Here is a 25,184-nt window from a genome sequence, read left to right on the forward strand (position 1 = left end):
TGGTATAGCGAGCTGAGCCGCATTCCCTCCAATTTGGGGTCTGACCCCGGATTGGGGTAAATGCGGCTCAGCTCGCTTGTAGGAAGGGGACTAGGGAGGGAAGCTTATGCTGACTTTCAGGCCTTGGCCGTGGGCGCCGTCGGCGAGGGCGATGGTGGCGCCGTGCAATGCGGCAATGTCGCGCACGATGGCCAGGCCCAGGCCGGCGCCGCCGGGGTTGCGCTGCATGGAGGCGGCGGCGCGGTAGAAGGGGGAGAACACGCGCTCGCGCTCGCTTTCCGGGATGCCGGGGCCGCTGTCTTCCACTTCCAGCACGCGGCCCGGGCCGATCCGCAGCGTGACGCCGCCGCCGTCCGGCGTGTAGCGCAGCGCGTTGTCGACCAGGTTGGCCACCATTTCGTGCAGCAGCAGCGCCTGGCCGGGCACCACCAGTTCCTGCTCCGCTTCCAGCGCCAGGTCGATATTGCGGCTCACCGCCGGCACCGCCTGCTCCAGCGCCACCTGCCGCACCAGCGCGCGCAGCTCCACCGGCACCGGCTCCACCCCGCCGCTGTGCTCGATGCGCGCCAGCATCAGCAGGCGGTTGGCCAGGTGGACCGCCGAGTCGGTGGTGGCGGCGATGCCTTGCACCATGGCGCGCAGCGCCGCCGCGTCGCAGGGCGCGCGGTCCGCTTCGCGCAGCGCCAGTTCGGACTGCGTCTTGAGCACCGTGAGCGGGGTGCGCAGCTGGTGCGAGGCGTCGGCGATGAAGCGGCGCTGGCTGGCGATCAGGTCCTGGATGCGGGACATGGAGCCGTTCATCGCCTCCACCAGCGGCCGCACTTCCTTGTGCACCAGCGCGGGATCGACGTCGGACAGGTCGGACACGCTGCGCGTTTCCACTTCCACTTTCAGGCGCATCAGCGGCTTGAGCACCAGCCGCACCGCGAACCACACCAGCAGGCCGGTGGCCAGGACCAGGCCGGCCTGCCACAGCAGCGTGTCGAGCAGGATCTGGTTGGACAGGCCGCGCCGCGCGTCCAGCGTTTCGGCCACCTGGATCAGCGCGATGCCGCGCATGCTGTCGTCGTACACCGGCTGCAGCAGTGCGGCAATGCGCACCGGCTGGCCGTTGTATTTGGCGTGGTAGAAGCGCACCAGCGCGGGATAGGCTTCCGAGCGCGGCACATTGGCCGGCACCGGTGGCAGGTCGCCAAAGCCGGACACGGTCTCGCCGTTGATGCCGCTGACCTTGTAGAAGATGCGGCCCAGCGTGTCGGTCTCGAAGCTGTCCAGCGCCACGTAGGGCACGTCGGCGACCACCTTGCCGTCCTGTACCGAGACGCGCTCGGCCAGCGCGCGGGTGGAGGCCAGCAGCGAGCGGTCGTAGGCCATGTCGGCCGCGTCCAGCGCGTTGCGGTAGACCGAGACGGCGTCCAGCGCCATCAGGCAGATCAGCGGCACCAGCAGCCAGCGCAGCAGCTGGCCGCGCAAGCTGCCCAGCGGGGCGTTGTACCTCGCGGGCTGCTGCGGTGGCGGCGCGCGCTCCATTACTCGGCCGGCTCGCGCGGCTGCAGCAGGTAGCCGATGCCGCGCAGGGTGGTGATGGCGGCGCCGCCGGGCTGGCCGCTCTCGAGCTTTTTGCGCACGCGGTGGATGTACAGGTCGATCGCGTCCAGGTTGGCGTCGTCCGCCAGCGCGAACACTTCGTCGAACAGCTTTTCCTTCGACACGGCGCGGCCGCTGCGGCTGATCAGCGCTTCCAGCACCGCGTGCTCGCGCGGCGTGAGCGCCAGCGCCGCGCCGTGGTAGCTGAACATGCGGGTGATGGTGTCGAAGCTGAGCGCGCCGCAGCTGTGCACCAGCGCCTCGTTGCCCACGCTGCGGCGCAGCAGCGCCTTGACGCGCGCTTCCAGCTCGGCCAGCTCGAAAGGCTTGGCCAGGTAGTCGTCCGCGCCCAGGTTCAGGCCCTGCACGCGTTCCTCCAGGCCGCCGCGCGCGGTCAGGATCAGCACCGGCGTCTTGCCGCGCGGGCCGCCGCGCGCGCGCAGGCGCTTGAGCACCTCCAGCCCGTCCATGCGCGGCAGGGTAAGATCGAGTATCACCAGCGCATAGTCCTGCGTGTGCAGCAGGGCGTCGGCGTCGGCGCCGTTGTCGGCGCACTCCACCGTCAGGTGGGCGTCGCGCAGGGCCTTGGCCAGCCAGTGCTGCAGTTCGGTATGGTCTTCTACGAGGAGGATGCGCATGGTTTTCGTGTTGCCGGGTGTATGCTCAGGCCTGCATCTTCCTCGCCGCGCCGCCAAAAGTAAATTCTTTGTGGTGACGTGGCGACAATATTGGCAGTGAAAGAGAATTGAAAGGAAGTGAAACCTATAGTGGAGCCCTGATTTCAGTGATCAGGCATATCACCAACAATTATATCTATAGGAGACACCCATGAAGAAGTCCACTTTGGCGCTGGCCGTTGCCGCTGCCGCCGTTAGCGCCCTGGGCGGCGCGGCGCACGCGCAGTCGAATGTGCAAGTCTATGGCTTGATCGACGCCGGCGTTGAAAACGCTTCGAATGCCACGCCTGCGGGTGGCTCCAAGACCAGCGTGATTTCCGGCGGCATGAACACCTCGCGCTGGGGCCTGCGCGGCACCGAAGACCTGGGCGGCGGCCTGAAAGCCGTGTTCAACCTGGAAGGCGGCATCCTGCTCGACAGCGGCGCGCAGGACGGCCCGCTGTTCAAGCGCCAGGCCAACGTCGGCCTGGAAGGCAGCTTCGGCCGCGTGGTCATCGGCCGCTCCTTCACCACCGTGTACGACACCGTCATCTCCTACGATCCGATGGGCTTTGCGCCTTACTACTCGTGGGCCACCAGCGGCCCGGCCACCGGCCCGAGCAAATACGGCTTCACCACCGCCTTCGACAACCTGATCAAGTACACCGGCAGCACCGGCGACTTCAAATACGGCGCCACCTACGGCATGGGCGAGCAGACCACCGGCCAGTCCGACAGCCGCAAAATGGCGGGCAACGTGGCCTACGCCGCCAATGGCCTGGGCCTGATGGCGACCTGGGAGCGCATCAACGGCAACACCGTCGCTGTCACCGGCCGCCGCGACGAGAACACCGTCTACCACTTGGGCGCAAGCTACGAGACCGGCCCGTTCAAGTTCTACGGCGTGATGCGCGACTACAAGCTGGTGGCCGGCAAAGCCGCCACGGCGGACGTGAAGGCGACCACCTGGTGGGCCGGCGTGGCGTACAAGGCCATTCCGAACACCACCATCACCGGCGCCGTGTACCGCGTGAACGTGAAGAATGTGGCCAGCGGCAAGGACGCCGATCCTGTGATGTACGTGGCGCGCTACCGCTACGCGCTGTCCAAGCGCACCGACGTGTACGTGGCTGCCGCCTACGCCAAGGCCAAGCACGGCCAGCTGACCGGCCTGTCGCGCGACGACGCTGGCTTCGACACGAACCAGCGCGGCGTGGTCACCGGCATCCAGCACCGCTTCTAATCAGCCTAGCGAGCACCGCGCCATGAAAGCCCTGCCAACCTTGCTGTTGCCGCTTGCCTTGCTGGCGGCGGGCGCGCACGCGGCCAAACCGCCGCAAGGCGTGCCGGCCGGCCGTGTCGAGTGCATCGTGCCGTCCAAGCCGGGCGGCGCGATGGACCTGACCTGCAAGCTGGCGCAGAAGGGCTTGCAGGCGCTGGCCGGCGAGGCGCAGCGCGATGTGCACATCAGCTACGTGCCCGGCGGCATAGGCGCGGTGGCCTGGCACTCGCTGATGTCGCAGCGGCGCGCCGATCCGAACACGCTGGTGGTGTTCTCGGGCGGCTCGCTGCTCAATCTGGCGCAGGGCAAGTTCGGCAAGGCCAAGGCGGACGATGTGCGCTGGGTGGCGGCGCTGGGCGCGGACTACGGCATGATCGCCGTGCGTTCCGACTCGGCCTACAAATCGCTGGCGGACCTGGTGTCGGCGCTGAAGAAGCATCCCGAAAAGGTGCTGATCGGCGTGTCCGGCACCATCGGCAGCCAGGACTGGCTGAAGATCGCGCTGGTGATGCGCGCCGCAGGCGTGGACCCGAAAGTGCTGCGCTTCGTGGCCCTCGAGGGCGGCGGCGAGGCCTTCACCGCCATGGACGCGGGCTTTGTGCACGTGGTGTCCGGCGACGCGTCGGAAGCCACGCTGTACGCGGCCAAGGGCAAGACGCGCGTGCTGGCGGTGCTGTCCGAACAGCGCCTGCCCGGCGTGCTCGCTGCCGTGCCCACCGCGCGCGAGCAGGGCGTGGACGTGGTCTGGCCCATCATCCGCGGCGTGTGGATGGGACCCCATGTGCCCGAGGCGGATTACCGCCAGTGGGTGCAGGTGTTCGAGCGCATGATGGCCACGCCGCAATTTGCCGAAGCCCGCATGGCTTACGGACTGTATCCCTTTGCACTGACCGGCGACGCGCTCGCCGACTATGTACGCAAGGCCGTGGACAACTACGGCAAGCGCGCCAGCGAATTCGGCCTGGTGCGCTAAGCAAGCAAAACACTCTAACCGGAGACTTATATGTTCAAGAAATCGACCCTGGCCGTCGCGGCTTCCCTGTTCGCATCCGCAGCATTCGCCCAAGTACCGGCCGGCTATCCCGCCGACTATCAGAAGCTGATCGACGGCGCGAAGAAGGAAGGCAAGCTGGTTGTCTACGGCGCCACCGACAGCAAGGCGACCCAGCCGCTGATCAAGGAATTCAACGCCATCTACCCCGGCATCACCGTCGAGTACAACGACATGAATTCGACCGAGGTGTACAACCGCTTCATCTCCGAAGCGGCCGCCGGCGGCAACACCGCCGACGTGATGTGGTCCTCGGCCATGGACCTGCAGATGCGCCTGGCCTCGGACGGCCACGCGCTGAAATACAAATCGGTTGAAGCGCCGAAGATCCCCGGCTGGGCGGTGTGGGACGACCAGGCCTACGGCACCACGTTCGAGCCGGCCGCCATCGTCTACAACAAGCGCCTGGTGGACGCCAAGGAAGTGCCGCAGACGCACGCCGATTTCGCCAAGCTGATCCAGCAGCCCAAGTTCAAGGACAAGGTCACCACCTACGACATCGAAAAATCCGGCGTGGGCTTCATGTTCATGACCCAGGACGCGAAGGAAAATCCGAAGTTCATCGATCTGGAGAACGCATTCGGCGTGGCCAAGGTGCGCGTGCAGTCGTCCACCGGCACCATGATGGAGCGCATTTCCTCGGGCGAGAACCTGATCGGCTACAACGTGCTGGGCTCCTACGCGCTGGTGCGCGCCAAGACCGACCCGTCCATCGGCGTGATGCTGCCGAAGGACTACACGCTGATACTGTCGCGCGTGATGTTCATCAACAAGGCCGCGAAGAACGTCAACGCCGCCAAGCTGTGGCTGGACTTCATGCTGTCCCATCGCGGCCAGACCGTGATCGCGAACGAATCCAAGCTGTACGCCATCCGCGCCGACGTGACCGGCGAAACCACTTCGGCCGACCTGATCAAGCAGATCGGCAAGGACAACGTCAAGCCGGTGCCGGTGCACCCCATCATTTTGCAGTTCCTGGGACCGGCCAAGCGCATGGCCTTCCTGAAGCAGTGGAAAGAGACCGCCGGTAAGAAGTAAGCAGGATGGCGGGTTAGCGCAGCGTAACCCGCCAAGCAGCAGCCAACCGTTGAATCGAGACCCGACCATGCAAACATTGACCCTACCCTCAAGCGGCCGCCGCAGCCTGAACTGGCCGCGCGGCGTGGTGGTGACGCTGACCGCGATCGCCATCTTCCTGCCGCTGTACCTGATCTTCTATCAGAGCTTCCTGTCGGCGCCGTTCTTCATGCCGAACAAGGTGCTGAGCCTGGAAGCCTACAGCTTCATCTTCGACGACCCCGATTTCGCGCAGGCGTTCTGGAATGGCCTGATCCTGGCCACCGGCCTGGCAGCCATCGCCGTGCCGCTGGGCGGCGCGCTGGCCTTCCTGATGATACGCACCGACCTGCCTGGCCGCGGCTGGATCGCGCCGCTGCTGCTGGTGCCCATCTTCGTCTCGCCCATGGTGATGGGCTTCGGCTACGTGGTCTCCATGGGGCCGGTGGGCTTCTACTCGATCTGGGCCAAGGAGCTGCTCGGCTTCATTCCCTGGAATATCTACTCCTTCACCAGCATCGTCATCATTGCCGGTCTCACGCACGTGCCGCACGTTTATCTGTATGCCTCGTCCGCGCTGAAAAGCCTGGGCTCGGACGTCGAGGAAGCGGCCCGCGTGGCAGGCGCCTCGCCGTGGCAGGTGATGATGAACGTGTCGCTGCCGATGATCATGCCCGCGCTGTCCTACGCCGGCGTGCTGGTGTTCTTCCTCGGCTTCGAGGTGTTCGGTCTGGTTCTGGTGCTGGGCGATCCGGAAGGCCACCTGGTGCTGGCCACCTATCTGTACAAGCTGACCAACAAGCTGGGTACGCCGTCCTACCACCTGATGGCCGCCGTCGCCGTCTGCCTGGTGATGGTGACCATGCCGCTGGTGATGATGCAGCGCTGGCTGCTCAAGTCGGCCAATAAATACGTGTCCATCAAGGGCAAGGGCGCGCGCACCAAGGCCATGCCGCTCGGTAAATGGAAATGGCTGGCCTTCGGCCTGCTGTTCGCCTGGCTGCTGTTCACCATCATCCTGCCGCTGACCGGCATCGTGCTGCGCTCCTTCGTGCAGTACTGGGGCGAGGGCGTGAAGCTGGCCGACGTGCTCACGCTGCAGCACTTCCGCGACATCTTCGAGCAGCACTCGCTGATGCGCGGCATCCTGAACACGGTGCTGATCGGCGTGATCGGCGGCGGCCTGGCCGTGGCCTGCTACTGCGCCATTGCGCTGGCCATGCACCGCAAGCCGGACGGCATCACCCGCATGCTGGACTACAGCGTGCTGGTGCCGCGCGCCGTGCCTGGCCTGCTGGCCGGCCTCGCCTTCCTGTGGGTGTTCCTGTTCGTGCCTTCGTGGCTGGACGGCATGCTCAAGGGCATGGACAACGGCCTGGCCCTGTGGCTGAGCGAGCACCTGATTCCCGCGCTACGTTCCCTGCGTTCCACCATCTTTGCGGTGTGGCTGGCGTACTCGGTGGTGTGGCTGGCTTACGGCATGCGCTTGATTTCGACCGCGCTGCTGCAGGTGGGTCCCGAGTTGGAAGAAGCGGCGCGCGCCGTGGGCGCCAAGCGCGGCCAGGTGACGCGCGACGTGACGCTGCCGCTGATCAAATACGGCCTGCTGGGCGCATGGCTGATGGTGTTCCTGATCTTCGAGCGCGAATACTCGACCGGCGTGTACCTGCTCTCGCCGGGCACCGAGGTGATCGGCGCCATGCTGGTGTCGCTGTGGGCGGGCGGTTCGACCGACCTGGTGGCGGCGCTGTCCTTCATCAATATATCGCTGGTGGCCGTGGGCCTGGGCATCGCGCTGCGCTTTGGCGTGAAGCTGCACAACTAAGTGCATAACTGAGAGAATAATCATGAAACGAGACCTCGCCATGAATGAATTGACCGTCAACGACCTGCACCTGGAATACGGCCAGGGCGCCACAGCCAACCCCATCCTCAAGGGCGTATCGATGCACCTGCAGAAGGGCGAAGTGGTGGCACTGCTAGGCCCTTCCGGCAGCGGCAAGACCACCTTGCTGCGCGCCGTGGCCGGCCTGGAAAGCCCGAAGCTGGGCACCATCAACATCGGCGACCGCAATGTGTTCGACGGATCGAAATCCTTCGAGATGCCGGCCGAGCAGCGCAACCTGGGCCTGGTGTTCCAGTCCTATGCGCTGTGGCCGCACAAGACCGTGTTCGACAACGTCGCCTACGGCCTGAAGCTGCGCAAGATGCCATCGTCCGAAATCAAGGAGCGCGTGAACGAGGTGCTCAAGCAGCTGGGCCTGGGCCACCTGGGCGAGCGTTTCCCGCACCAGATGTCCGGCGGCCAGCAGCAGCGCGTGGCGATTGCGCGCGCGCTGGTGTACAACCCGCCCGTGATCCTGCTGGACGAACCGCTGTCCAATCTGGACGCCAAGCTGCGCGAAGAAGCGCGCGCCTTTCTGCGCGAGCTGATTGTGCGCCTGGGCCTGTCCGCGCTGATGGTGACGCACGACCAGGCCGAAGCCATGGCGATTTCCGACCGCATCCTGCTGCTCAACAATGGCAAGATCGAGCAGCAAGGCACGCCGCAAAGCATGTACGAAACGCCGGAAACGCTGTTCACGGCGGAGTTCATGGGCAGTAACAACCGCCTGCCTGGCAAGGTGCTGTCGCGCGACGGCGCCAGCGTGGTGCTGGAAGTGAATGGCCAGAAGCTGCGCGGCACGGCGCGCGGCGCCGGCATGGCCGATCCGGCCACGCTGATACGCGTTGAGGAAGTGCGCATCAGTTCCGAGCAGGCAGAGAACGCCATCCAGGTGCCGCTGTTCACCTGCATGTACCTGGGCGACCGTTGGGAATGCCTGTTCCAGAGCGCCAATGGCGACATCAGCCTGCGCGCCTACTCGAAGTACAAGCTGGACGCAGGCAGCTACTGGCTGCAGCTGCCGGCCGAAAAACTCTGGGTGTTCTGAGGCAGCGTGAAACCCGGGCGGGCCTTTCTCTCCGCGCTGGCGGCCAGCATCGCCGCCGCGCTGCTGTGCGTGGTCCTCAACACGCCGCTGCCGTGGATGATAGGCCCGCTGTTTGCCACCGCAGCACTGCGCTTGTGCGGCATTGATTTAAGCGCGCCGGTGCGCGTGCGCGAAGCGGGACAGTGGGCCATCGGCACCGCGCTCGGCCTGTACTTCACCGCGCCGGTGCTCGCCGTGCTGGCTGCGCGCGCGGGCTGGATCGCCGCCGCAGTCGCCTTCGCGCTGCTGCTCGGCTGCTTTTGCGCCTGGCTGCTGCACAAACTCTCCCGCACGGACCGCACCACGGCTTTCTTCGCCATGGCCATAGGCGGCGCTTCCGAGATGGCGGTGCAGGGCGAGCATCACGGCGCCAACGTGGAGCGCGTGGCGGCCGCGCACAGCCTGCGCATCATGATGGTGGTGGGGATTATCCCGTTTGCCATACGCTACTGGGGCCAGCATGGCCTGGGCATGGGGACAGACCTGTTCGTGCCGGGCGCGCGCAGCGTGGAGCCGGCGGGGCTGCTGGTGCTGATACTGCTCACCAGCGCCGCCGCGCTGGCGCTGAAGAAGGGCCGCTTGCCGAATGCGTGGGTGATCGGCCCGCTGCTGATGGCGATGGCGCTGACCGCCTTCGGCATCCACCTGAGCCGCCTGCCCGAATGGATGGTGAAAGCAGGGCAGCTGTTCATCGGCATATCGCTCGGCACGCGCTTCACGCCGGGCTTTCTGCACACCGCGCCGCGCTACCTCGCCAGCGTAGCGGCCTGCAGCGCGCTGGCGCTGGCCCTGGCCGCCGCCTTCGGCCTGCTGCTGGCGAAGATGGCGGGCCTGAACCCCGGCACCGCCATCCTCGCCACTTCTCCCGGCGGCATCGCCGAAATGTCATTGACGGCGCAGACCCTGCATCTCGGCGTACCTATTGTCACCGCTTTCCACGTGGCGCGGATGGTGATCCTGGTGCTGGCGATAGGGCCGCTGTTCCGCCGCATGCGCTCCTAGCGCCGTTCAATCATCCAGATTCCACACGTATTGCATGCGCGTCCAGGACTGCTGAGGCACGCCGTCTATGGTGCCGGGCTTGAACCTGCACAGGCCCAGTCCCACCTGCGCGGCGCGGTCCAGGTCGCGGAAGCCGCTGGACTTTACTATTTTTGAATCCGCCACCCGGCCGTCGGTGCCGATCAGCAGGGCCAGCGTGATCGCGCCGGAGTCGCCGTTGCGCAGCGCGCTTTTCGGGTAGTCCGGCTTGGCGCAGTTGGCTGCGTCCACCACCGCAGCCACATGCACCGGCGCCCTGGTCGGCGCCACGCGGGCGGCGCCGGTGTCTGCGCTGGCCACCACCGGGCCGGGAGTCGACGGCTGCGCGCTGTCCGTCAGCGGACGGGCGGTGACGTTGGACTGCTGCTGCGGAATATGGTCCGGCACGGGCGGCACGTAGATGTCGGGCTGGCGCGGCGCGTCCATCGGCAGGTCGGTGTATTCCACTTTGCGCGGCGGCTCCACCACTTCCTTCACCAGATCCACGGTGGTTTCCGGCAAATGGAACACCGTGATGCGGGAACTGCTCATCACCAGCACGGCCAAAGCCACGTGCAGGGCTGCGACCACCGTGATGCCGGTCAGGTTTTTTTCGTTCTTCATGTGCGCTCCTGTTCATGTGGAACCTAAAATTGCTAGGTTGTGGAAGTATATTATTCTATCAAATAGAAAACGAAAAGCAGTTTCAGTGGAAATGCATGGTGTGATATGCTTCTAACCAGTGGAAATTATTTTTGCGACTGGATGGAAATGGAACGAAAAACACGGGTTCTGCTGGCGGATGACCATCCGATTGTCATGACGGGCTTTGCCATGTCACTGGAGAGCCACGGCATGGACGTGGTGGGGCAGGCGCGCACGCCGGCCGACGCCATCGCGCAGTTCGCGGCCCTGCAGCCGGACGTGCTGGTGCTGGACATCCGCTTCGGCGAGGAGCTGACCGGGCTGGACGTGGCCAAGCAGGTGCTGGCGCAGACGCCGTCGGCCAAGATCGTGTTCCTGAGCCAGTTCGACCAGGACAGCCTGATCAAGGAAACCTACCGCCTCGGCGGGCGCGCCTTCATGACCAAGGATTGCGATCCGGCCGATTTGGCGGCGGCGGTGCTGCGCGCGCAGGAGGGTGGGCTGTACTTCGCGCCGCAGATCGCCGAGCGCCTGGCGCAGCTGTCGGTGCAGGGCGAGCAGTCGCCTCAGGCGCAGCTTGACGAGCGAGCGCTGGAGATCTTCACGCTGATGGCCGAAGGCCTGACCAACGCGGAGATCGCCGAGAAGCTGGACGTATCCACCAAGACCATCAGCAATATCAGCCAGGCCGTGAAGGAGAAGCTGGGCGTGCACCGGCCCGCGCTGATCACGCGGCTAGCCGTCAAGCACGGCCTGATTGAACCCTGATGGCGCTGGCCTTCTGGCGCGGCTGGAGCGTGCGCGCGCGGCTGCTGTCCATTATCATCGTGCCGGTGGCGTATATGTTCGTCACCTTTGTGGCTTACGCCTGGCAGTCGCGCCTGACCGAGGTGCGGGAGGAGCTGGCCGAGCGCGGGCCGCTCGTGGCCAAGGTGGTGGCCGACAGCAGCGAATACAGCATCAGCCTGGGCAAGCTCGATGAGCTTCGGTCCAGCGTCAGCCGCATGGTGCAGTCGGACAGCAGCATCCACAAAGTGGAGTTGTTCGACAAGGCGCGCAAGCCCTTGCTGCAAGTGGCCAGCCGCAGCGGCGACCAGCCGGAGCCGAGCTACTACGAGGCGCCCATCCTGCGGCGCCTGGTCTGGATGAATATGCAGAGCCTTGCGCCGGGACCGGAGGGTATGACGGTGGAGACGGTCGGCCACGTGCGCGTGACCATGTCCTCCACCGCCATGCTGCGCAAGCAGACCGGCCGCTTCTGCTTTGCGCTGCTGGTGGCGAGCCTGGGGCTGCTGGTGTGCGCGCTGCTGGCCTGGCATCTGGCCAAGCAGTTCAGTCATTCGCTGAACGCCTCCATCCGCGCCTTGCGCGAGGCCGACGCGGAGAAGCGCCGGCTGATACGCAAGGTGAACAGCGCGGTGGAGGAAGAGCGCAAAAGCATCGCGCTGGAAATTCATGATGAGCTGAACGCCACGCTGATCGCGGTGCGGCTGGAGTCGCAGCGGGTGGTGGATTTGTCGCGCAAGCTGGAGCAGGGGCCGGAGGCGCAGGAGATCGCTGCGCGCGCGCAGGGCGTGATCCAGCTGGCGCTGGGACTGTACAACAGCGGCCGCGCGCTGGTGCGGCGCTTGCGGCCAGAAGTGCTTGAGATGCTGGGCCTGCAAGGCGCGCTTGAAGAAATGGTGCGCCACTACGACCGCGCAGGCGCAGGCTGCCGCTTCGAGTTCCAGGCCGAAGGCGACTTCTCAAAACTGGACAGCGCAGTCGCCATCTCCGCGTACCGCACGGTGCAGGAAGCCTTGTCCAACGTGGTCAAGCACGCCCGTGCCACGCGCGTGACAGTCTCCTTGCGGCAGGCGGCCGGTCCGCAAGGCAGCACGCTGTTGATCGAGGTGGCCGACAACGGCAAAGGCTATGACCCGGCGCAAGCGTCGCCCGGCATCGGCATCATCGGCATGCGCGAGCGGGCCGACGCGTTCGGCGGCAGCCTGGCCATCGCCACCGGCCACCAGGGCACCACCATCACCATCCGCCTGCCGCTGGGGATGTAGGCCGGAACCTATTTCGACTGCTGGCTGCCGTTCATCTGGCGCAGCAGGGTGCGTGCGAAGTAGGCCAGCAGGGCGATCCCGGCCAGCAGCACTGTCCAGAGGATGACGGTGCGCTGCGTGACCTTGGATTCCGGAGGCGCGGCGCCGGGGATGCCCGGCGCCGGTTGAGCGGCAGGCGGTTCGGCGTGCGCTTGCGGCAGGGCGCGCAGTTCGTCGGCGCTGAAGCCGGGCGCGATCTGGGACGGTTGCAGCGCGGCCCGTTCGGTGTCCGCGCGGCCGAAAGCAAGCCGGTAGGGGCCTTTGCCGTTGGCGAGCAGCAGCAGCGTGGACGGCGTCCAGGAAACGCGTAGCGCCGGCTGCACCGCCGAGGCGTGCTGCGTCTTCGCGACCCAGGTTTCCGTGTGCGTCTCTTCGATGGCGGCATCGTCCGATTTGCGTTCCACGCCTTGCTGGCTGATGCGGTAAAAGGTGGTGTTCAGCACGGGAATGAACTGCCATACCGGCTGGGACTGGTGCCTGCGGTGCCGGCTTGGCAGCTGCTCGTAGCGGCCCAGTACAACGGGGAAGACAACGTTGGCGGCGTCAAACTGCATGCCGATGCGCTCCACCGGGATGGCGATGCTGCTGCGGTACACGAGGTCCGTGCCGTTCCTGGCCGTCGTGGGCTGCAGGGTGATGGTATCCAGCGGCGTGCCTGTTTTGGCTGTGCTGGCGCTTTCGGCCACAATGCGTGCGAACACCAGCGGCGTGCCGCTGCGCCAACTGATGCGCGCATAGCGGAAGCGGGCGGCTTGCAGCACCATGCGGCTGTTCGACAGCGTGTCGGCATTTGCATTGGCGAGCCAGTTCAATTCGGCGGCGCCGGTGGATTCCCAATGCTGCAGGTCGTCGCTGGTTTCCAGCCAGAGCTGCGCGCTGTAGCTGGGTGTGCCCGGTGGGAGTTCGAAGCGCAGCGCCGATATTGCAGGCGCTTCGCCGCGCGCGTCCTTGTCGCTGCCGATATCCAGTATCAGGTTCGACAGCCTTTCCTGCGCGGCGGCGGCTGGCGATGCCGGGCTGTTGGCGACGGACAGCAGGCGTCCGCTGCCGTCGGTGCGGATATCCAGCCGCGCGCCTGCCGCTTCGCCGGCCGTACCCACTGCCGATTTCAGCGGGAAGATCTTCACCGGCAGCTCGGTCACCGTGGTGCGCGTTTGCACCGGCGGCGCGAGCAGCGCGAATGGCACGGCTGCCCCGGTGCTGTCGAACACGATCAAGTCGCCCAGCGATGACGACTGGGAACCGAGGTAAACCTGTTGCGGCAGGCGCAGCGCCGCCAGGCCGCTGTCCTTATCCACGTTGACGGCGATGGTGTGGCTGTAGCCGGCGGTGCTTGCCGGAGCGGCCGCGTGGCAGGCGCCCGCCAGCAGCAGTGCCGCAAGGGCGGCGTGGCGCGGGATGAGACGCAGGACGGCGCGCTTCACACGGCCTCCGCACGCTGGGCGGCAGGCGGCAGCGGCGCCACGTAGCCTATGGCCACCATCAGCAAACCGGCGCCGATGAAGGATATGATGCGCTCTATGCCGCCCGCGTTGGACAGGTCGACCGCGAACAGTTTGAGTACCACCACAGCCAGTAGCGCCGCGCCTAGGCCCCATAGCGTGCGCAAGCCGCGCTGCGCCGCCATCCGCATGAGCAGCATGGCGCTCACGGTCCATATCAGCGAGAGCAGCGCTTGCACGAATTGCGATGCCATCAGCGCATGGAAGCGGTAGGGCACATCCATGTAGTTGGACACGGAGCGCAACAGGATCAGGTTGAACCACACGTAGCCGGCGCCGGCTGCCGCCAGCCTGAGTTGCGCGGCGTAGCGGTGTTCCCGGAACGCGGCGGCCGCCAGCAGCAGTGCGAAGCCGGTTGTCAGATCCAGCGGGTTAAGCAAGGGCAGATAGGGCAGCGGTTCCATGGCGCCGCTGTACAGCAGGTTCCAGCGCGCCGCCAGCAGCAATGTCCACGCTGCGGCGATCGGCAGCAGCACGCTGCGGTGCCAGCCGTTCAGGGGCTGCAGCGGCCAGTCGTCCTTCGCCGCGCAGCGCAGCAGGAAGGCGGTGGCGGCCATCATGGCCCATGCGGGCAGGTAGCGCGCCCAGCCTCCGCTGACTTCCCAGCCGTCCAGCAGCAAGCGGGTCTGCGCTTCGGTGCTGCCCGCCAGCAGCGCGCCGCTGATGGCGTGGTTCAGTACCGGCCAGATCATCAGCCAAGGCACGGCGATCCGCAGCAGATGGAGTGCCACCAGCGCGGCGCGCGGCAGCGGCCATGCCATGCGCGTCCAGGTGCGCAGCGTGTATTCTGCGGCGGCCCATGCGATGGCGTAAGCGCTCCATGCCAGTGCACCGGGCGTTTGGCTTGCCATGTACATCACCAGCAGCATGGCGGTACCGATACCGGCCAGTGCGAGCCACACCGGCGCTGCCAGCGCGCGCAGGCCGCTCCAGTCCAGGCGTCGCGCCAGGTATTGCAGGACCAATGCGAGCACGCTGGCGGCGATGGCGTAGAACGATGCCATGGCTGGCACGGCAAGGCTCTGCGGCAGGGAATACTGGGCCGCCAGCCAGGAGGCCAGGGGCGCCAGTGCCATGCCGAACCAGGCCAGTCCCACTCCGGTCAGCAGGGCGTCGGAAGTGAGGGCGAGCGCGTCCCGGTCATCCTGGGCGGCGCTGCGTTGGGCGCGACGGCGGAACGACAGGCTGGAGAGGAACAGGCCGGCGCCCAGCATGGCAGCGCTGAGGAATGGGCCGTCGAGCAGGGGGATCCGGCCGTCAATCCAGTACCAGTTCGTGCGGTACAGGAACACGGCGGCGGCCAGGAGCTGTACCGCCACGGTGTAACTGCCCGCCATGCGCCAGCGCAAGCGGCCGGCAATCACACCGAGCAGGGCTGCCACCATGAGCGCGCTCGCGGTGAGCAAGTTAAGCTGCAGTGCGCCGCTGCTGCGGCTGAACACTTCGTTCCAGGCGCCCGCCAGCAGCCAGGCGGCTGCCACGGCCAGCAGGAGCGGGGCCAGTTGGCTGCGCAGGTCTGCCGGCACGGCGTCGTCCGCGCCGCGCAACTGAACGGCGGCGATAAAGGTGCTGGCGGCCAGGATCAGGAAGCCTAGCCAGATATTGGTGCCGGCCACGATGGTGGCATCGGGCGTGACAATGTCGCCGAGGAAGCCGATCCAGGCGGCGGCTTGGACCAGCAGTCCGAAGATCCATGCCAGCTTGCGCTGCTGGCGCAGGCCCACCCACACCAGGCCGGCGCCTTCCAGCGCCCAGGCGGTGGCGGTCCAGCGTCCGTCCAGCGCAAAGGGCAGGGCCAGCGTGCCGAACACCACGCCGAGGGCCAGGAAAGATTCGGCCAGCAGACGGCCGCTTGCGCCCATGCGGCGCCACAGCGCGAGCGCCAGGCCGGTGTAGAGCAGGCCCATGGCGAGGGCCGACCAGGCCATACCGAACTCCATATGCTGCACCAGCCCGTGCTGCAGGCCGATGACCGCCAGCGGGGTGCCGAACACCAGCGTGCCGTCCACGTAGTGCGCCAGCTTGGGCGCTTGCCGCTGCGCGTAGAAGACGGCGATGGCGATGTACATCAGCAGGAACAGTCCGAGGAACAGCTGGGCCGACAGGTAGTTTTCCGGCGCGTAGCGCAGCACGCCCCAAGCGGTGCCGAGCACGAAGGTGCAGGCGAAGCCGAGCACGTTGAGGGCGCGCCAGGATTTTTTGGTGGCGATGCAGAGTATGCCCGTGTTCAGAGTCGCGCAGTAGCTGAACAGGGCAACGTGGTTGCCGCTGCCGGTGGAGATCAGCACTGGGGCCGCGAAGCCGCCGATGATGCCGAAAACGGCCAGCCAGACGGCGTCTTGCAGCACTGCCAGCACGCAGGCGAAGGCAACGAAGACGATGAGCAGCGCAAAGGCCGGCGTGGCGGGCAGCAGATGGTAGATGCGGAAGGCCGCAAAGGTCGTCAGGATCAGGACCGCAATCGCCGTGCCTTGCACGGGCAGGCTCATGCCGGGCCGGGTCTCGCGGATGCGCCAGCCCCAGGCCAGCAGCGCCATGTCCGCCAGCGCCACGGTGCTCAGGCGCAGCTCGATGGGGGTGTTGAAATTGGCGGCGGTGTACTTGAGCAGGAAGCCCACGCCCATGAACAGGATCAACAGGCCAAGCTTGGCGACGATGTTGCCGCCCAATAGCCATGCGTGCGCGGCCGTCAGCCATGCCGGCGGCGCACCCAGTGATCGGGTGTAGAGCGGGATATCGTCAGCGGCTGCGGCGGGAGAATCGGCCGGAGCGTCGGCCGGAGCGTCGGCGGGTGCAGCGGCAGGTACAGCGGCAGGTACAGCGGCAGGTACAGCGGGGCGTGCAACCGGCGGTGCGGCGGGTGGTGCAGTGGGCGTTGCAGCGGTGGGCGCACTTGCTGCAGGAGCAGCCTGCGCGTCCTGCCTGGCGGCCGGCGGCTCGGCCGTGACCGTCGGGGCGGGCGGAATGGTTGGCGCGCGTTTTGCCGACAGTTCCCGCACCTGCATCCGCAATTCGTCAACCAGATGGCGCAGCTGCAGCAGATCCCGGTCGTTGCTCTCTGCATGCCGGCTGGCGCGCCGCGCGGCGAGGATGCAATAGACCGGCATCCCGATTAAATACAACCCAAGCGCTAAAATCCCGAGGATGATTGTTTCCATGACAGCTCCTGCCAATGTGGTTCAGCGTATCGTGATCGTACGTGCTTGCTTGTCCTGCGCCTTGATGAAACGCACAACCGAGTCCACCGTTACGGTGTCGATCTGGCCCGCCATGCGGCGCTCGTAGGGATGGTCGTCGAAAGCCACGTTGGCGCGGAACATGCGCGCGCCCAGGCGCGTCATGGCGGGGATCTCGACCGTGATGGGGCGGAAGCCGGACTGCTGCAGCCAGGCTTGCGCTTCGGCGCGCGTTTCCACCCGGCCCGGCTCCGCGCTTGCGGCGGCGTAGGTTTCCAGCACCCACTGGTTGGAATTCTGGTAGCGCGTGGAGTAGGCGTAGGACAGCATGTTGTAGCTGCTCTGATGCAGCTTGCGCGGCGTGCTGGCGGACAGCACGCGCGCCAGCCGGGCTTGCATTTCCGGACTGGGGATCACCAGCTGCGCCTCGTACAGGAACATATCGTCGAGGAAGAAGTTGCCCAGGCCTTCGTTGAACAGTGCGGACGTGGCGCTGCCGCAGTCGTTCAGTTCGTGCACCACCAGCCAGCGCTGGCGTTCCTCGTCGCGCCACGCCAGCGCCATGTGCGAGTAGCGCAGGCGGTATTTGCTCAGGTCCTGCCCGGCGCGCGCGATGAAGGCGACCTGCGCGCCGCTCTCGTCCAGCGCGCGGCTGGTGCGCAGCGCCAGGTCCATGCCCTTGACGATGGATTGCAGTTCCAGCGGCTTGTCCTCGCAGCTGTTGCCTGCCCGCGCCGCGTGCGGGAGCTGGACCAGGAAGAGGGCGGCCAGCGCTGCGGCCGGCATGATCAGGCGGCGCATGATTATTGCCCCACACGGCTATGGTGTATCAGCGCCTGCCCGATTTCGTTGGGGATGAAGGCGATGGCCTTGCCGGACATGACCAGCACGTGGCCGGTGGAGATGGCCGTCACCGTGACGGCCTGCCCGGCCGCGCGCGACAGGCCTTCAGCCGCCTTGGCGCTCAGCTTGACCGAGGCGGTGGCGCCGTCCGACGCGCCTTTCAGCACGATCACGCTGCCGTCGGCCACCGCGTCCACGCTGGCGATAAGCACGTAACCAGATGCGGCCACCGCCGACATCGATCCCAGCACGACGATACCGGCCGCGCCGGACAGCGCTTCCGAGGCGCGCGACAATTCGGAGTTGGCGCCGTTCGCATTGGCGGCGGCAGTGGTGAGGCAGAGCAGGGAAAGCAGCAGCAGGCGTTTCATTTGGGTCTCCGGTGGGTTGATGGCGCATCTTGGACCCGGCCAGCCTGGCTGGCAATATCTTCGATACTAGTTGTCAGAATTGGGGCGCGTGGTATTATTTTTCGATACTTTTGGCGCAAAGCTAGCCCATGTCCCATTCCAGCCTCATGATCGACGCACTGAAACGGCAGTTGAAGGCCAAGGCGGTGACGTACGCCGAACTGGCCAAGCGCATCGGCTTGTCCGAAGCGAGCGTCAAGCGCATGTTTGCGCAGCGCAGTTTCACGCTGGAGCGGCTGGAGCAGATACTGGAGGCGGTCGGCATGGATTTCGCCGAGCTGGTGCAGGCCGCCACCGACGCCCCCCAGCTGATTGCGCAGCTGAGCTATGCGCAGGAGCAGGAAATCATCGGCGACACGAAATTGCTGATCGTGGCAGTGGCGTCGCTGAACATGATACCGCTGGAGGAAATCGTGGCGGTGTACAAGATCAGCGAGGCGGAAGCGGTGAAGTACCTGCTGCGGCTGGACAAGACCGGCTTCCTCCGGCTGATGCCGAACAACCGCGTCAAGCTGCTGGTGGCGCGCACCTTCAGCTGGATACCGAACGGCCCGATCCAGACCTGGTTCCGGGGCGAGGCCTACGGCGATTTCCTCGACGCGCGCTTCGCCGGCGAGCAGGAGATCATGAAGCTGGTGAGCGTGATGCTGTCGCAGCGTTCCACCAGGGCGCTGCTGGAGCGCTTGAAGCAGGTGGCCGACGAGTTCTCGCGCCAGCATCAGGACGATGCCCGCCTGCCGTATGAACAGCGGCATTCGCTGACCTTCATGCTGGCGGCGCGGCCGTGGATGCCGAAGGCGTTTCAGTCTTTGATGCGTTAAATCAAGCTTCGCCCGGTCACGGGCCGCTTGCCGGACCATGCTTCCTGATATATTTTGTCTATGTTCAACATTTAACTTTTGCAAAGACCGCCACCATGAGCAAGCCCAGCCAGTTTTCCCTGCTGACGCAGCGCCGCTTCGCCCCCTTCTTCTGGGTGCAGTTCCTGGGCGCCTTCAACGACAACCTGTTCAAGACCGCGCTGATGGTGATCCTGGGCTTCGAGGCGGCCAGCTGGACCAGCATGTCGCCCTCCACGGTGACCAATCTGATTCCCGGCCTGTTCATCCTGCCTTACGTGGTGTTTTCCGCCACGGCCGGCCAGATCGCCGACAAGTTTGAAAAGGCGGGCCTGTCGCGGCTGGTGAAATGGCTGGAGGTGGCCATCATGCTGATGGCCGGCGCGGGCTGGATGACGCATACGCTGTGGCTGCTCATCGCCGCCGTGGTTGGCATGGGCGTGCACTCCACGCTGTTCGGCCCGGTCAAATACGCCTATCTGCCGCAGCAGCTCAAGCCCGAGGAACTGATGGGTGGCAACGGCGTGATCGAAATGGGCACTTTTGTCGGCATCCTGCTGGGCCAGGTGCTGGGCGCGGTGCTGGTGGCCTACAAAGGCATAGGCATAGAACTGGTGGCCGGGGCCACGGTGGCGGTGGCGGTGATAGGCCTGCTCGCCAGCTACCGCGTGCCGCTCACGCCGGCGTCGGCGCCTGACCTGAAAATCAACTGGAACCCGGTGAGCGAAACCATCCGCAATATCGGCTTCTCCAGGCAGAACCGCAGCGTGTTCCTGTCCATGCTGGGCAACTCCTGGTTCTGGTTCTATGGCGCGCTGATCCTCGCCCAGTTCCCGGTCTACGCCAAGGAATTCCTGCACGGCGACCATAGCGTGTTCGTGCTGCTGCTGACGGTGTTCTCGCTGGGCGTGGGCACCGGCTCGCTGCTGTGCGAGCGCCTGTCCGGGCACAAGGTGGAGATCGGTCTGGTGCCGTTCGGCTCCATCGGCCTCACGCTGTTCGGCGTGGACCTGTATTTCGCCAGCATGGGCTACACCAACACGGCGGCCGTGCAGTGGCTGGGCTTTGTGGCGCAGGACAGCGCGCTGCGCATCCTGTTCGACGTGGTGATGATAGGCGTGTTCGGCGGCTTCTTCATCGTGCCGCTGTTCGCGCTGATCCAGATCCGCTGCGAGCCTGCCCATTTGTCGCGCACCATCGCCGGCATGAACATCCTGAACGCGCTGTTCATGGTGGCGGCGGCCGGCGTTGCCATCGTGCTGCTGGGGCAGGGCTTCACCATCCCGCAGCTGTTCCTTGCCACGGCCATCATGAACGCGGTGGTGGCGGTGTACATCTTCTCGCTGGTGCCGGAGTTCCTGATGCGTTTCCTGGCCTGGATGCTGATCCATACGCTGCACCGCGTGAAGACCATCGACGCCGACCGCATTCCCGAGAGCGGCCCGGCGGTACTGGTATGCAACCACGTCAGCTACGTCGACGCCATCGTGATCGGCGCGGCCAGCCCGCGTCCGATCCGTTTCGTGATGGACCACCGCATCTTCAACACGCCGCTGCTGGGCTGGATCTTCCGCACCGCCAAGGCGATCCCGATCGCGCCGGCAAAAGAAGATCCATGGCTGATGGAGAAGGCCTTTATCGACATTGCGCAGGCGCTGCACGAGGGCGACCTGGTGTGCATTTTCCCTGAAGGGCGGCTGACCACCACGGGCGAGCTCAACGAGTTCAGGGGCGGCATCGCCAAGATTATCGAGCGCAGCAAGGTGCCGGTGATCCCGATGGCGCTGCGCGGCCTGTGGGGCCACCTGCTCAGCCGCAGCAAGGACAATGTGTTCGAGCGCGCCTTCCGCAAAGGCTGGCGCTCGCGTCTGGCGCTGGCCGTCGGCCAGCCGGTCGCACCGCTCGACGCTACCCCCGAACTGCTGCACGCCCAGGTTGCGGAATTGCGAGGCGATTGGAAATAATTCCTACAAGCGAGCTGAGCCGCATTTTCTCTCATCCGGGGTCAGACCCCGAATTGGGGGAAATGCGGCTCAGCTCGCTTTGAGGGGTTAGTGGGATGCGGCGGCCAGGCGCAGCAGGTCGTCGAAGTCGACCGGCTTGATCAGGTGCTGGTCGAAGCCGGCGTCCTGGGTGCGGCTGCGGGCGTCGCTCTGGCCCCAGCCGGTCAGCGCCACCAGCTGGATCGCCTGGCCGCCCGGCTGCTGGCGGATCAGGCGCGCCGCTTCGTAGCCGTCCATGCCGGGCATGCCCAGGTCCATCACGATCAGGTCGGGCTGCTGCTGGTTGGCGGCGGCCACCGCCGCGTAGCCGTCGTAGGCGGTGTGCACGTCGAAGTTGCGCATCTCGAACAGCGCGCCCAGCGAGTCGGCGGCGTCGCGGTTGTCGTCCACCACCAGCACTTTGGTGCGCCGGCTGGACGCCGCTTCGGCAAGGCCGGCCGGCGCCTCCCGCGCCTGTTCGGGCGCCTGCGTCGGCTGTTCCGGCAGCGGCAGCTTGATGAGGAATTCGCTGCCCAGGCCTATGCCCGCGCTGTGCGCTTCGATGGTGCCGCCGTGCATCTGCGCGAACTGGCGCGCCAGGCTCAGGCCTATGCCCAGGCCGCTGGACATCTGCCCGCTGACCGTGCGGCTTTGCTCGAACATATTGAAGATCTTGGACAGCGCTTCCTGCTCCAGGCCGATGCCGCTGTCGCACACGCTCACGCACAGCATGCCGTGCTCGGGCCAGGCGCGCAGCGCCACGCGGCCGCCCTGCGGCGTGAATTTGATGGCGTTCGACAGCACGTTGGAATAGATCTGCACCACGCGCGCGTAGTCCGCATCCAGCACGATGCCTTCGTCCGGCAGCTGCTGTTCCACGCGGATGCGCTTGGCCAGCGCGGCCTGCTGGCTCAGCTCCATCACGTGCCGCAGCACGTCGGCCAGCACGATGGGCTGGGGCTGCAGCGCGATCTTGCCGCTGGTGATGCGGGCCACGTCGAGCAGGTCGTCCACCAGCCGCGTCAGGTGCACCACCTGCCGCTCGATCACATCCTTGATGCGCCCGGCCGGCGCCGACTGCGGGAACAGGTGCGGCAGCAGCGCGGCCGAGGTGCGGATGGGCGCCAGCGGGTTGCGCAGCTCGTGGCCCAGGCTGGCCAGGAATTCGTCCTTGCGCCGCGTCGCTTCGCGCATCTGGTACTGCCGTTCCCGCGCGCGCAGCTGGGCATGCAGCGCGGCGATCAGGGTGACGGTGCGCACCGGCCGCTCCAGCAGCGTCAGGTTGCCCAGGCTGATCACCGCGCGCCGCACCAGCAGCGAGTCGCCGCCGCGCGCCAGCAGCAAGATCGGCAGGTCGGACCAGTTGGGCTGCTGCGCCACGTATTCGCTCAGCAGGCGGAAGCTGCTGGCGGTCAGCGCTTCTTCCACCGTCAGCACCGCGCCGGCCCCCAGCAGCAGCTCCTGGCGCAGCTCGCCCAATGTCTCGCACACGTGGCTGGCGATGCCGGCCACCTCCAGCACCTTGTGGCACAGGGCGGCGTTCTGCCCGGTGGGCGCATAGATGAGGATGCGTTTTTCCATCATGCTCAAGGCTTGCCGCGAGGCGGCGCGTCCTGCCCGCTGCTGGTTGGTACGCCGGTCAGCACGCCGTGCAGGCCGGCCAGCACGTCGCCCACCTGGATGCCCCCCATGCCGATACGGAAGGCGCGCAGCGTGCGTTCGTGGCTGCTGCCGCGCTTCTTGAACACGGCGACGGCCTGCCGCACTTCGCCTTGCATTTCGTAGTAGCGCAGGGTGATGATGTTGTCGGCGATGTAGCTGGCGTCCACCGCCGTGGTCATGGCGCCGCCCATCAGGCCGGCCTGCACGCCCACCACGATGGCGACCACGCCGCGCTGGCCCAGGTAGGTGAGCAGTTCGTGCAGGTAGGTGGACAGGAACTGCTCGTCGGGCACGGCGTTCAGGTAGCCGTTCAGGCTGTCGATGACGATCACGCGCGCGCCGCCGCTGGCCGCTTCCACCACCGCCTGCGTGAACTGGCCCGGCGTCAGCTCGGCCGGGTCCACCTGCTGCACCGTGAGCAGGCCGTCCTCGACGGCCTGGTTCAGCTTCATCCCCAGGCTTTCGGCGCGGTTCAGCATATTGTTGCGCGCCTCCTCGAACAGGAACATGGCGGCGCGTTCGCCGCGCGCGCAGGCGGCCGCCACAAACTGCGCCGCCACGGTGGACTTGCCGCTGCCCGGCGGCCCCGCCACCAGTGTGCTCATGCCTTCCTCCAGGCCGCCGCCCAGCAGGTGGTCCAGCTCCGGCAGGCCGCTCGAGAGCTGGCGCCGCAGACTGGTGACGCGCGACTCGGCCGCCACCAGGCGCGGGTAGACCTGCAGCCCGCCGTACAGGATGCGGTAGTCGTGCGAGCCGCCCCGGAAAGCGACGGCGCGGTATTTCACGACCCGCAGGCGGCGCCGCTCGGTGCCGTAGGACTGGCTGGCCAGGTCCAGCGTGATCACGCCGTGCGCCACGCTGCGCACTTGCAGGTCGGTGCTGAGGGCGGTGCGGTCGTCCAGGAAGATGGTGGTGCAGTTGCGGTTGGCCAGGTACTGCTTCAGGGCCAGCACCTGGCGCCGGTAGCGCAGCGGGTTTTCGGCCAGCAGCTGCAGCTCGGACAGCGAGTCGAGCACGGCGCGCGTGGGCTTGTAGCGCTCCACCGCCGCCAGGATGCGCTGCGTGGTCGTGCCCAGCTCGATTTCCGAGGGGTGGAAGATGGAGTACTGCTGTTCCGGCGCGAGCGCGGACTGGTCGGGGATGATCTCCTCGACGTGGATGCCGTCCAGCGTCCAGCCGTGCGAGTGGGCCACGGAACTGAGTTCCACGATGGTTTCCGCCAGGGTGATGTAGAGCACGGATTCGCCCAGGCGCACGCCTTCATTGAGAAATTGCAGCGCCAGCGTGGTCTTGCCCGTGCCCGGCTCGCCTTCGATCAGGTACAAACGGTCGCGCGTCAGCCCCCCGGCAAGGATGTTGTCCAGGCCGGGAACGCCGGAAGACAGGGTGCGGTTGTGGTCTTCATTTTGCTGTTCCATAGCGACTCGCAGATACGGAGATTAGTTGTGGAAATAATAGCGCAGGGTATGAAAACACAATGTACGGTAGGCCACATTTTGCAATTAGTTCAGTATGGAAACCTACAAATGGTTACAATTGTGACGGTTTCTGCAATGCAGTTTTCATACAATGTGCGCTCCTATAACAACAGGGGATAAATCCGATGAAACAATTGATCAAGCCGTCGGCCCTGGCCGCTGGCATCGCCGCCATCGCCGCCGTGCTGTCCGGCTGCGGCGCGGGCGACTATCCGGGGCCTGCGGTGCCGCAATCCGGTCCGCCGCCGCCCACCGTGCCGGTCGCTGTGAAAATCACGGCGGATTTCGGCCAGAGCATTGAAGGCTGGAAGGGCGAATCGACCGACTACGGCGACGGCGACGCGCCGGATTTCGTGGTCTTCGAACAGCGCACCGTGGACGCGCCGCTGACCGGCAAGGGCTATTACATGGCCGGCCATAACCGCAGCGACGACATGTTCTTGTATGTAAGGAAACAGTTCGGCGGTTTCGTGCCATCCACCAGCTATAAAGTAACCTTTAGTGTCAAATTTTCCACCGACGTGTCCTCCGGCTGCTCCGGTGTGGGCGGCGCGCCGGGCGAATCGGTGTTTGTCATCGGCGCCGCTTCGGCCACTGAACCGAAATCGGTGCTGAAGGACGGCCGCAACACCCTGAACCTGGACCGCGGCAACCAGGGCACCGGCGGCAAGGACGGGCAGGTACTGGGCAATATCGGCAACACGCAGGAATGCGGCGTGACGAAGGCCGAGTTCAAGACCGTCAAGAGCGCCGAGCCGCTGATCGTCAAGACCGACGCCGATGGCAAGATGTGGCTGCTGGCGGGCATCGATTCCGGCTTTGAAGCCGCTTCCCGTATCAATATCCAGACCGTGGTGGTGGATGCCGATCCGGTGAAATAAGCCAGCGCCTTACATACAGTTTCACTCCCGCTGCAGTCTCCCCTGCTGCAGC

20 protein-coding genes are annotated in these 25,184 nt (G+C 66.1%); 11 read left to right on the plus strand and 9 right to left on the minus strand.

What is annotated here, in order from left to right:
• Positions 1–90: 90 nt before the first annotated feature.
• Together KT882_RS09770 and KT882_RS09775 are read right to left on the minus strand one after the other, a co-directional pair.
• Positions 91–1,530, minus strand: coding sequence for a sensor histidine kinase (locus KT882_RS09770; protein WP_161071829.1), 1,440 nt, complete (start codon positions 1,528–1,530; stop codon positions 91–93).
• On the minus strand, positions 1,530–2,225 hold the full coding sequence (locus tag KT882_RS09775) for a response regulator (RefSeq protein ID WP_161071830.1): 696 nt from the start codon (positions 2,223–2,225) through the stop codon (positions 1,530–1,532). The genes KT882_RS09770 and KT882_RS09775 overlap by 1 nt, the downstream gene beginning before the upstream one ends.
• Positions 2,226–2,415: 190 nt before the next feature.
• Between KT882_RS09775 and KT882_RS09780 the strand changes: the two genes are divergently transcribed.
• The 6 genes from KT882_RS09780 to KT882_RS09805 all read left to right on the plus strand — a co-directional run bounded on the left by KT882_RS09780 (position 2,416) and on the right by KT882_RS09805 (position 9,606).
• Positions 2,416–3,486 carry a porin gene (locus KT882_RS09780; RefSeq protein ID WP_161071831.1) on the plus strand — a complete coding sequence of 357 codons (1,071 nt, stop codon included), beginning with the start codon at positions 2,416–2,418 and terminating at the stop codon, positions 3,484–3,486.
• A gap of 22 nt (positions 3,487–3,508) precedes the next feature.
• Complete coding sequence (locus tag KT882_RS09785; protein WP_161071832.1) at positions 3,509–4,498, plus strand: tripartite tricarboxylate transporter substrate binding protein; 990 nt, start codon at positions 3,509–3,511, stop codon at positions 4,496–4,498.
• Between the two features lie 30 nt (positions 4,499–4,528).
• Positions 4,529–5,614, plus strand: coding sequence for an ABC transporter substrate-binding protein (locus tag KT882_RS09790; RefSeq protein ID WP_161071833.1), 1,086 nt, complete (start codon positions 4,529–4,531; stop codon positions 5,612–5,614).
• Between the two features lie 67 nt (positions 5,615–5,681).
• A complete protein-coding gene (locus KT882_RS09795) occupies positions 5,682–7,457 on the plus strand; it encodes an ABC transporter permease (RefSeq protein WP_161071834.1) in 1,776 nt (591 codons plus the stop codon).
• 40 nt (positions 7,458–7,497) lie between these two features.
• Positions 7,498–8,565, plus strand: a complete 1,068-nt coding sequence (locus tag KT882_RS09800; RefSeq protein WP_228896600.1) for an ABC transporter ATP-binding protein — start codon at positions 7,498–7,500, stop codon at positions 8,563–8,565.
• Positions 8,566–8,571: 6 nt separating this feature from the next.
• Complete coding sequence (locus tag KT882_RS09805; RefSeq protein ID WP_228895524.1) at positions 8,572–9,606, plus strand: AbrB family transcriptional regulator; 1,035 nt, start codon at positions 8,572–8,574, stop codon at positions 9,604–9,606.
• 6 nt (positions 9,607–9,612) lie between these two features.
• On the opposite strand, the gene KT882_RS09810 is transcribed toward KT882_RS09805, so the two are convergent.
• Positions 9,613–10,248 carry an energy transducer TonB gene (locus tag KT882_RS09810; RefSeq protein ID WP_228895526.1) on the minus strand — a complete coding sequence of 212 codons (636 nt, stop codon included), beginning with the start codon at positions 10,246–10,248 and terminating at the stop codon, positions 9,613–9,615.
• 147 nt (positions 10,249–10,395) lie between these two features.
• On the opposite strand from KT882_RS09810, the gene KT882_RS09815 reads away from it, so the two are divergent.
• Positions 10,396–11,037, plus strand: coding sequence for a response regulator transcription factor (locus tag KT882_RS09815; protein ID WP_228895528.1), 642 nt, complete (start codon positions 10,396–10,398; stop codon positions 11,035–11,037).
• Positions 11,037–12,320, plus strand: a complete 1,284-nt coding sequence (locus KT882_RS09820) for a sensor histidine kinase (protein ID WP_228895529.1) — start codon at positions 11,037–11,039, stop codon at positions 12,318–12,320. The genes KT882_RS09815 and KT882_RS09820 overlap by 1 nt, the downstream gene beginning before the upstream one ends.
• A gap of 8 nt (positions 12,321–12,328) precedes the next feature.
• Here the strand turns inward: KT882_RS09820 and KT882_RS09825 are convergent, their stop codons facing one another.
• From KT882_RS09825 to KT882_RS09840, 4 genes are all read right to left on the minus strand, one after another.
• Positions 12,329–13,783, minus strand: coding sequence for a DUF3999 family protein (locus KT882_RS09825; RefSeq protein WP_161071839.1), 1,455 nt, complete (start codon positions 13,781–13,783; stop codon positions 12,329–12,331).
• A complete protein-coding gene (locus KT882_RS09830; RefSeq protein WP_228895531.1) occupies positions 13,780–16,968 on the minus strand; it encodes a DUF2339 domain-containing protein in 3,189 nt (1,062 codons plus the stop codon). The genes KT882_RS09825 and KT882_RS09830 overlap by 4 nt, the downstream gene beginning before the upstream one ends.
• Positions 16,969–17,040: 72 nt before the next feature.
• Entirely contained in the window at positions 17,041–17,838 is a 798-nt protein-coding gene (locus KT882_RS09835) for a DUF2145 domain-containing protein (protein WP_228895533.1), read from the minus strand.
• Positions 17,839–17,840: 2 nt separating this feature from the next.
• Positions 17,841–18,251, minus strand: a complete 411-nt coding sequence (locus KT882_RS09840; protein WP_161071842.1) for a hypothetical protein — start codon at positions 18,249–18,251, stop codon at positions 17,841–17,843.
• Between the two features lie 128 nt (positions 18,252–18,379).
• On the opposite strand from KT882_RS09840, the gene KT882_RS09845 reads away from it, so the two are divergent.
• Both KT882_RS09845 and KT882_RS09850 read left to right on the plus strand, forming a co-directional pair.
• Positions 18,380–19,111 (plus strand): helix-turn-helix domain-containing protein, encoded by a 732-nt coding sequence (locus KT882_RS09845; RefSeq protein ID WP_161071843.1) that lies wholly within the window; start codon positions 18,380–18,382, stop codon positions 19,109–19,111.
• A gap of 95 nt (positions 19,112–19,206) precedes the next feature.
• Positions 19,207–21,093: an MFS transporter gene (locus KT882_RS09850; protein WP_228895535.1), complete on the plus strand. Its 1,887-nt coding sequence runs from the start codon at positions 19,207–19,209 to the stop codon at positions 21,091–21,093.
• Positions 21,094–21,180: 87 nt separating this feature from the next.
• Here the strand turns inward: KT882_RS09850 and KT882_RS09855 are convergent, their stop codons facing one another.
• A complete protein-coding gene (locus KT882_RS09855; RefSeq protein ID WP_228895537.1) occupies positions 21,181–22,695 on the minus strand; it encodes a hybrid sensor histidine kinase/response regulator in 1,515 nt (504 codons plus the stop codon).
• 2 nt (positions 22,696–22,697) lie between these two features.
• On the minus strand, positions 22,698–24,191 hold the full coding sequence (locus tag KT882_RS09860; RefSeq protein ID WP_228895539.1) for an ATPase domain-containing protein: 1,494 nt from the start codon (positions 24,189–24,191) through the stop codon (positions 22,698–22,700).
• A gap of 185 nt (positions 24,192–24,376) precedes the next feature.
• Here KT882_RS09860 and KT882_RS09865 point away from each other — a divergent pair, with 185 nt between their 5' ends.
• Positions 24,377–25,132, plus strand: coding sequence for a hypothetical protein (locus KT882_RS09865; protein WP_228895541.1), 756 nt, complete (start codon positions 24,377–24,379; stop codon positions 25,130–25,132).
• The last annotated feature ends 52 nt before the right edge of the window (positions 25,133–25,184 follow it).

Source organism: Pseudoduganella aquatica (assembly GCF_020865585.1).
Taxonomy (GTDB): domain Bacteria; phylum Pseudomonadota; class Gammaproteobacteria; order Burkholderiales; family Burkholderiaceae_D; genus Rugamonas; species Rugamonas aquatica_A.

Bases quoted from the DNA above. Each gene is read 5' to 3' on its own strand.
- KT882_RS09770 (WP_161071829.1), bottom strand. From the start codon at position 1,530: ATGGAGCGCGCGCCGCCACCGCAGCAGCCCGCGAGGTACAACGCCCCG.
- KT882_RS09775 (WP_161071830.1), bottom strand. From the start codon at position 2,225: ATGCGCATCCTCCTCGTAGAAGACCATACCGAACTGCAGCACTGGCTG.
- KT882_RS09780 (WP_161071831.1), top strand. From the start codon at position 2,416: ATGAAGAAGTCCACTTTGGCGCTGGCCGTTGCCGCTGCCGCCGTTAGC.
- KT882_RS09785 (WP_161071832.1), top strand. From the start codon at position 3,509: ATGAAAGCCCTGCCAACCTTGCTGTTGCCGCTTGCCTTGCTGGCGGCG.
- KT882_RS09790 (WP_161071833.1), top strand. From the start codon at position 4,529: ATGTTCAAGAAATCGACCCTGGCCGTCGCGGCTTCCCTGTTCGCATCC.
- KT882_RS09795 (WP_161071834.1), top strand. From the start codon at position 5,682: ATGCAAACATTGACCCTACCCTCAAGCGGCCGCCGCAGCCTGAACTGG.
- KT882_RS09800 (WP_228896600.1), top strand. From the start codon at position 7,498: ATGAATGAATTGACCGTCAACGACCTGCACCTGGAATACGGCCAGGGC.
- KT882_RS09810 (WP_228895526.1), bottom strand. From the start codon at position 10,248: ATGAAGAACGAAAAAAACCTGACCGGCATCACGGTGGTCGCAGCCCTG.
- KT882_RS09815 (WP_228895528.1), top strand. From the start codon at position 10,396: ATGGAACGAAAAACACGGGTTCTGCTGGCGGATGACCATCCGATTGTC.
- KT882_RS09820 (WP_228895529.1), top strand. From the start codon at position 11,037: ATGGCGCTGGCCTTCTGGCGCGGCTGGAGCGTGCGCGCGCGGCTGCTG.
- KT882_RS09830 (WP_228895531.1), bottom strand. From the start codon at position 16,968: ATGCCGGTCTATTGCATCCTCGCCGCGCGGCGCGCCAGCCGGCATGCA.
- KT882_RS09835 (WP_228895533.1), bottom strand. From the start codon at position 17,838: ATGCGCCGCCTGATCATGCCGGCCGCAGCGCTGGCCGCCCTCTTCCTG.
- KT882_RS09840 (WP_161071842.1), bottom strand. From the start codon at position 18,251: ATGAAACGCCTGCTGCTGCTTTCCCTGCTCTGCCTCACCACTGCCGCC.
- KT882_RS09845 (WP_161071843.1), top strand. From the start codon at position 18,380: ATGTCCCATTCCAGCCTCATGATCGACGCACTGAAACGGCAGTTGAAG.
- KT882_RS09850 (WP_228895535.1), top strand. From the start codon at position 19,207: ATGAGCAAGCCCAGCCAGTTTTCCCTGCTGACGCAGCGCCGCTTCGCC.
- KT882_RS09855 (WP_228895537.1), bottom strand. From the start codon at position 22,695: ATGATGGAAAAACGCATCCTCATCTATGCGCCCACCGGGCAGAACGCC.
- KT882_RS09860 (WP_228895539.1), bottom strand. From the start codon at position 24,191: ATGGAACAGCAAAATGAAGACCACAACCGCACCCTGTCTTCCGGCGTT.
- KT882_RS09865 (WP_228895541.1), top strand. From the start codon at position 24,377: ATGAAACAATTGATCAAGCCGTCGGCCCTGGCCGCTGGCATCGCCGCC.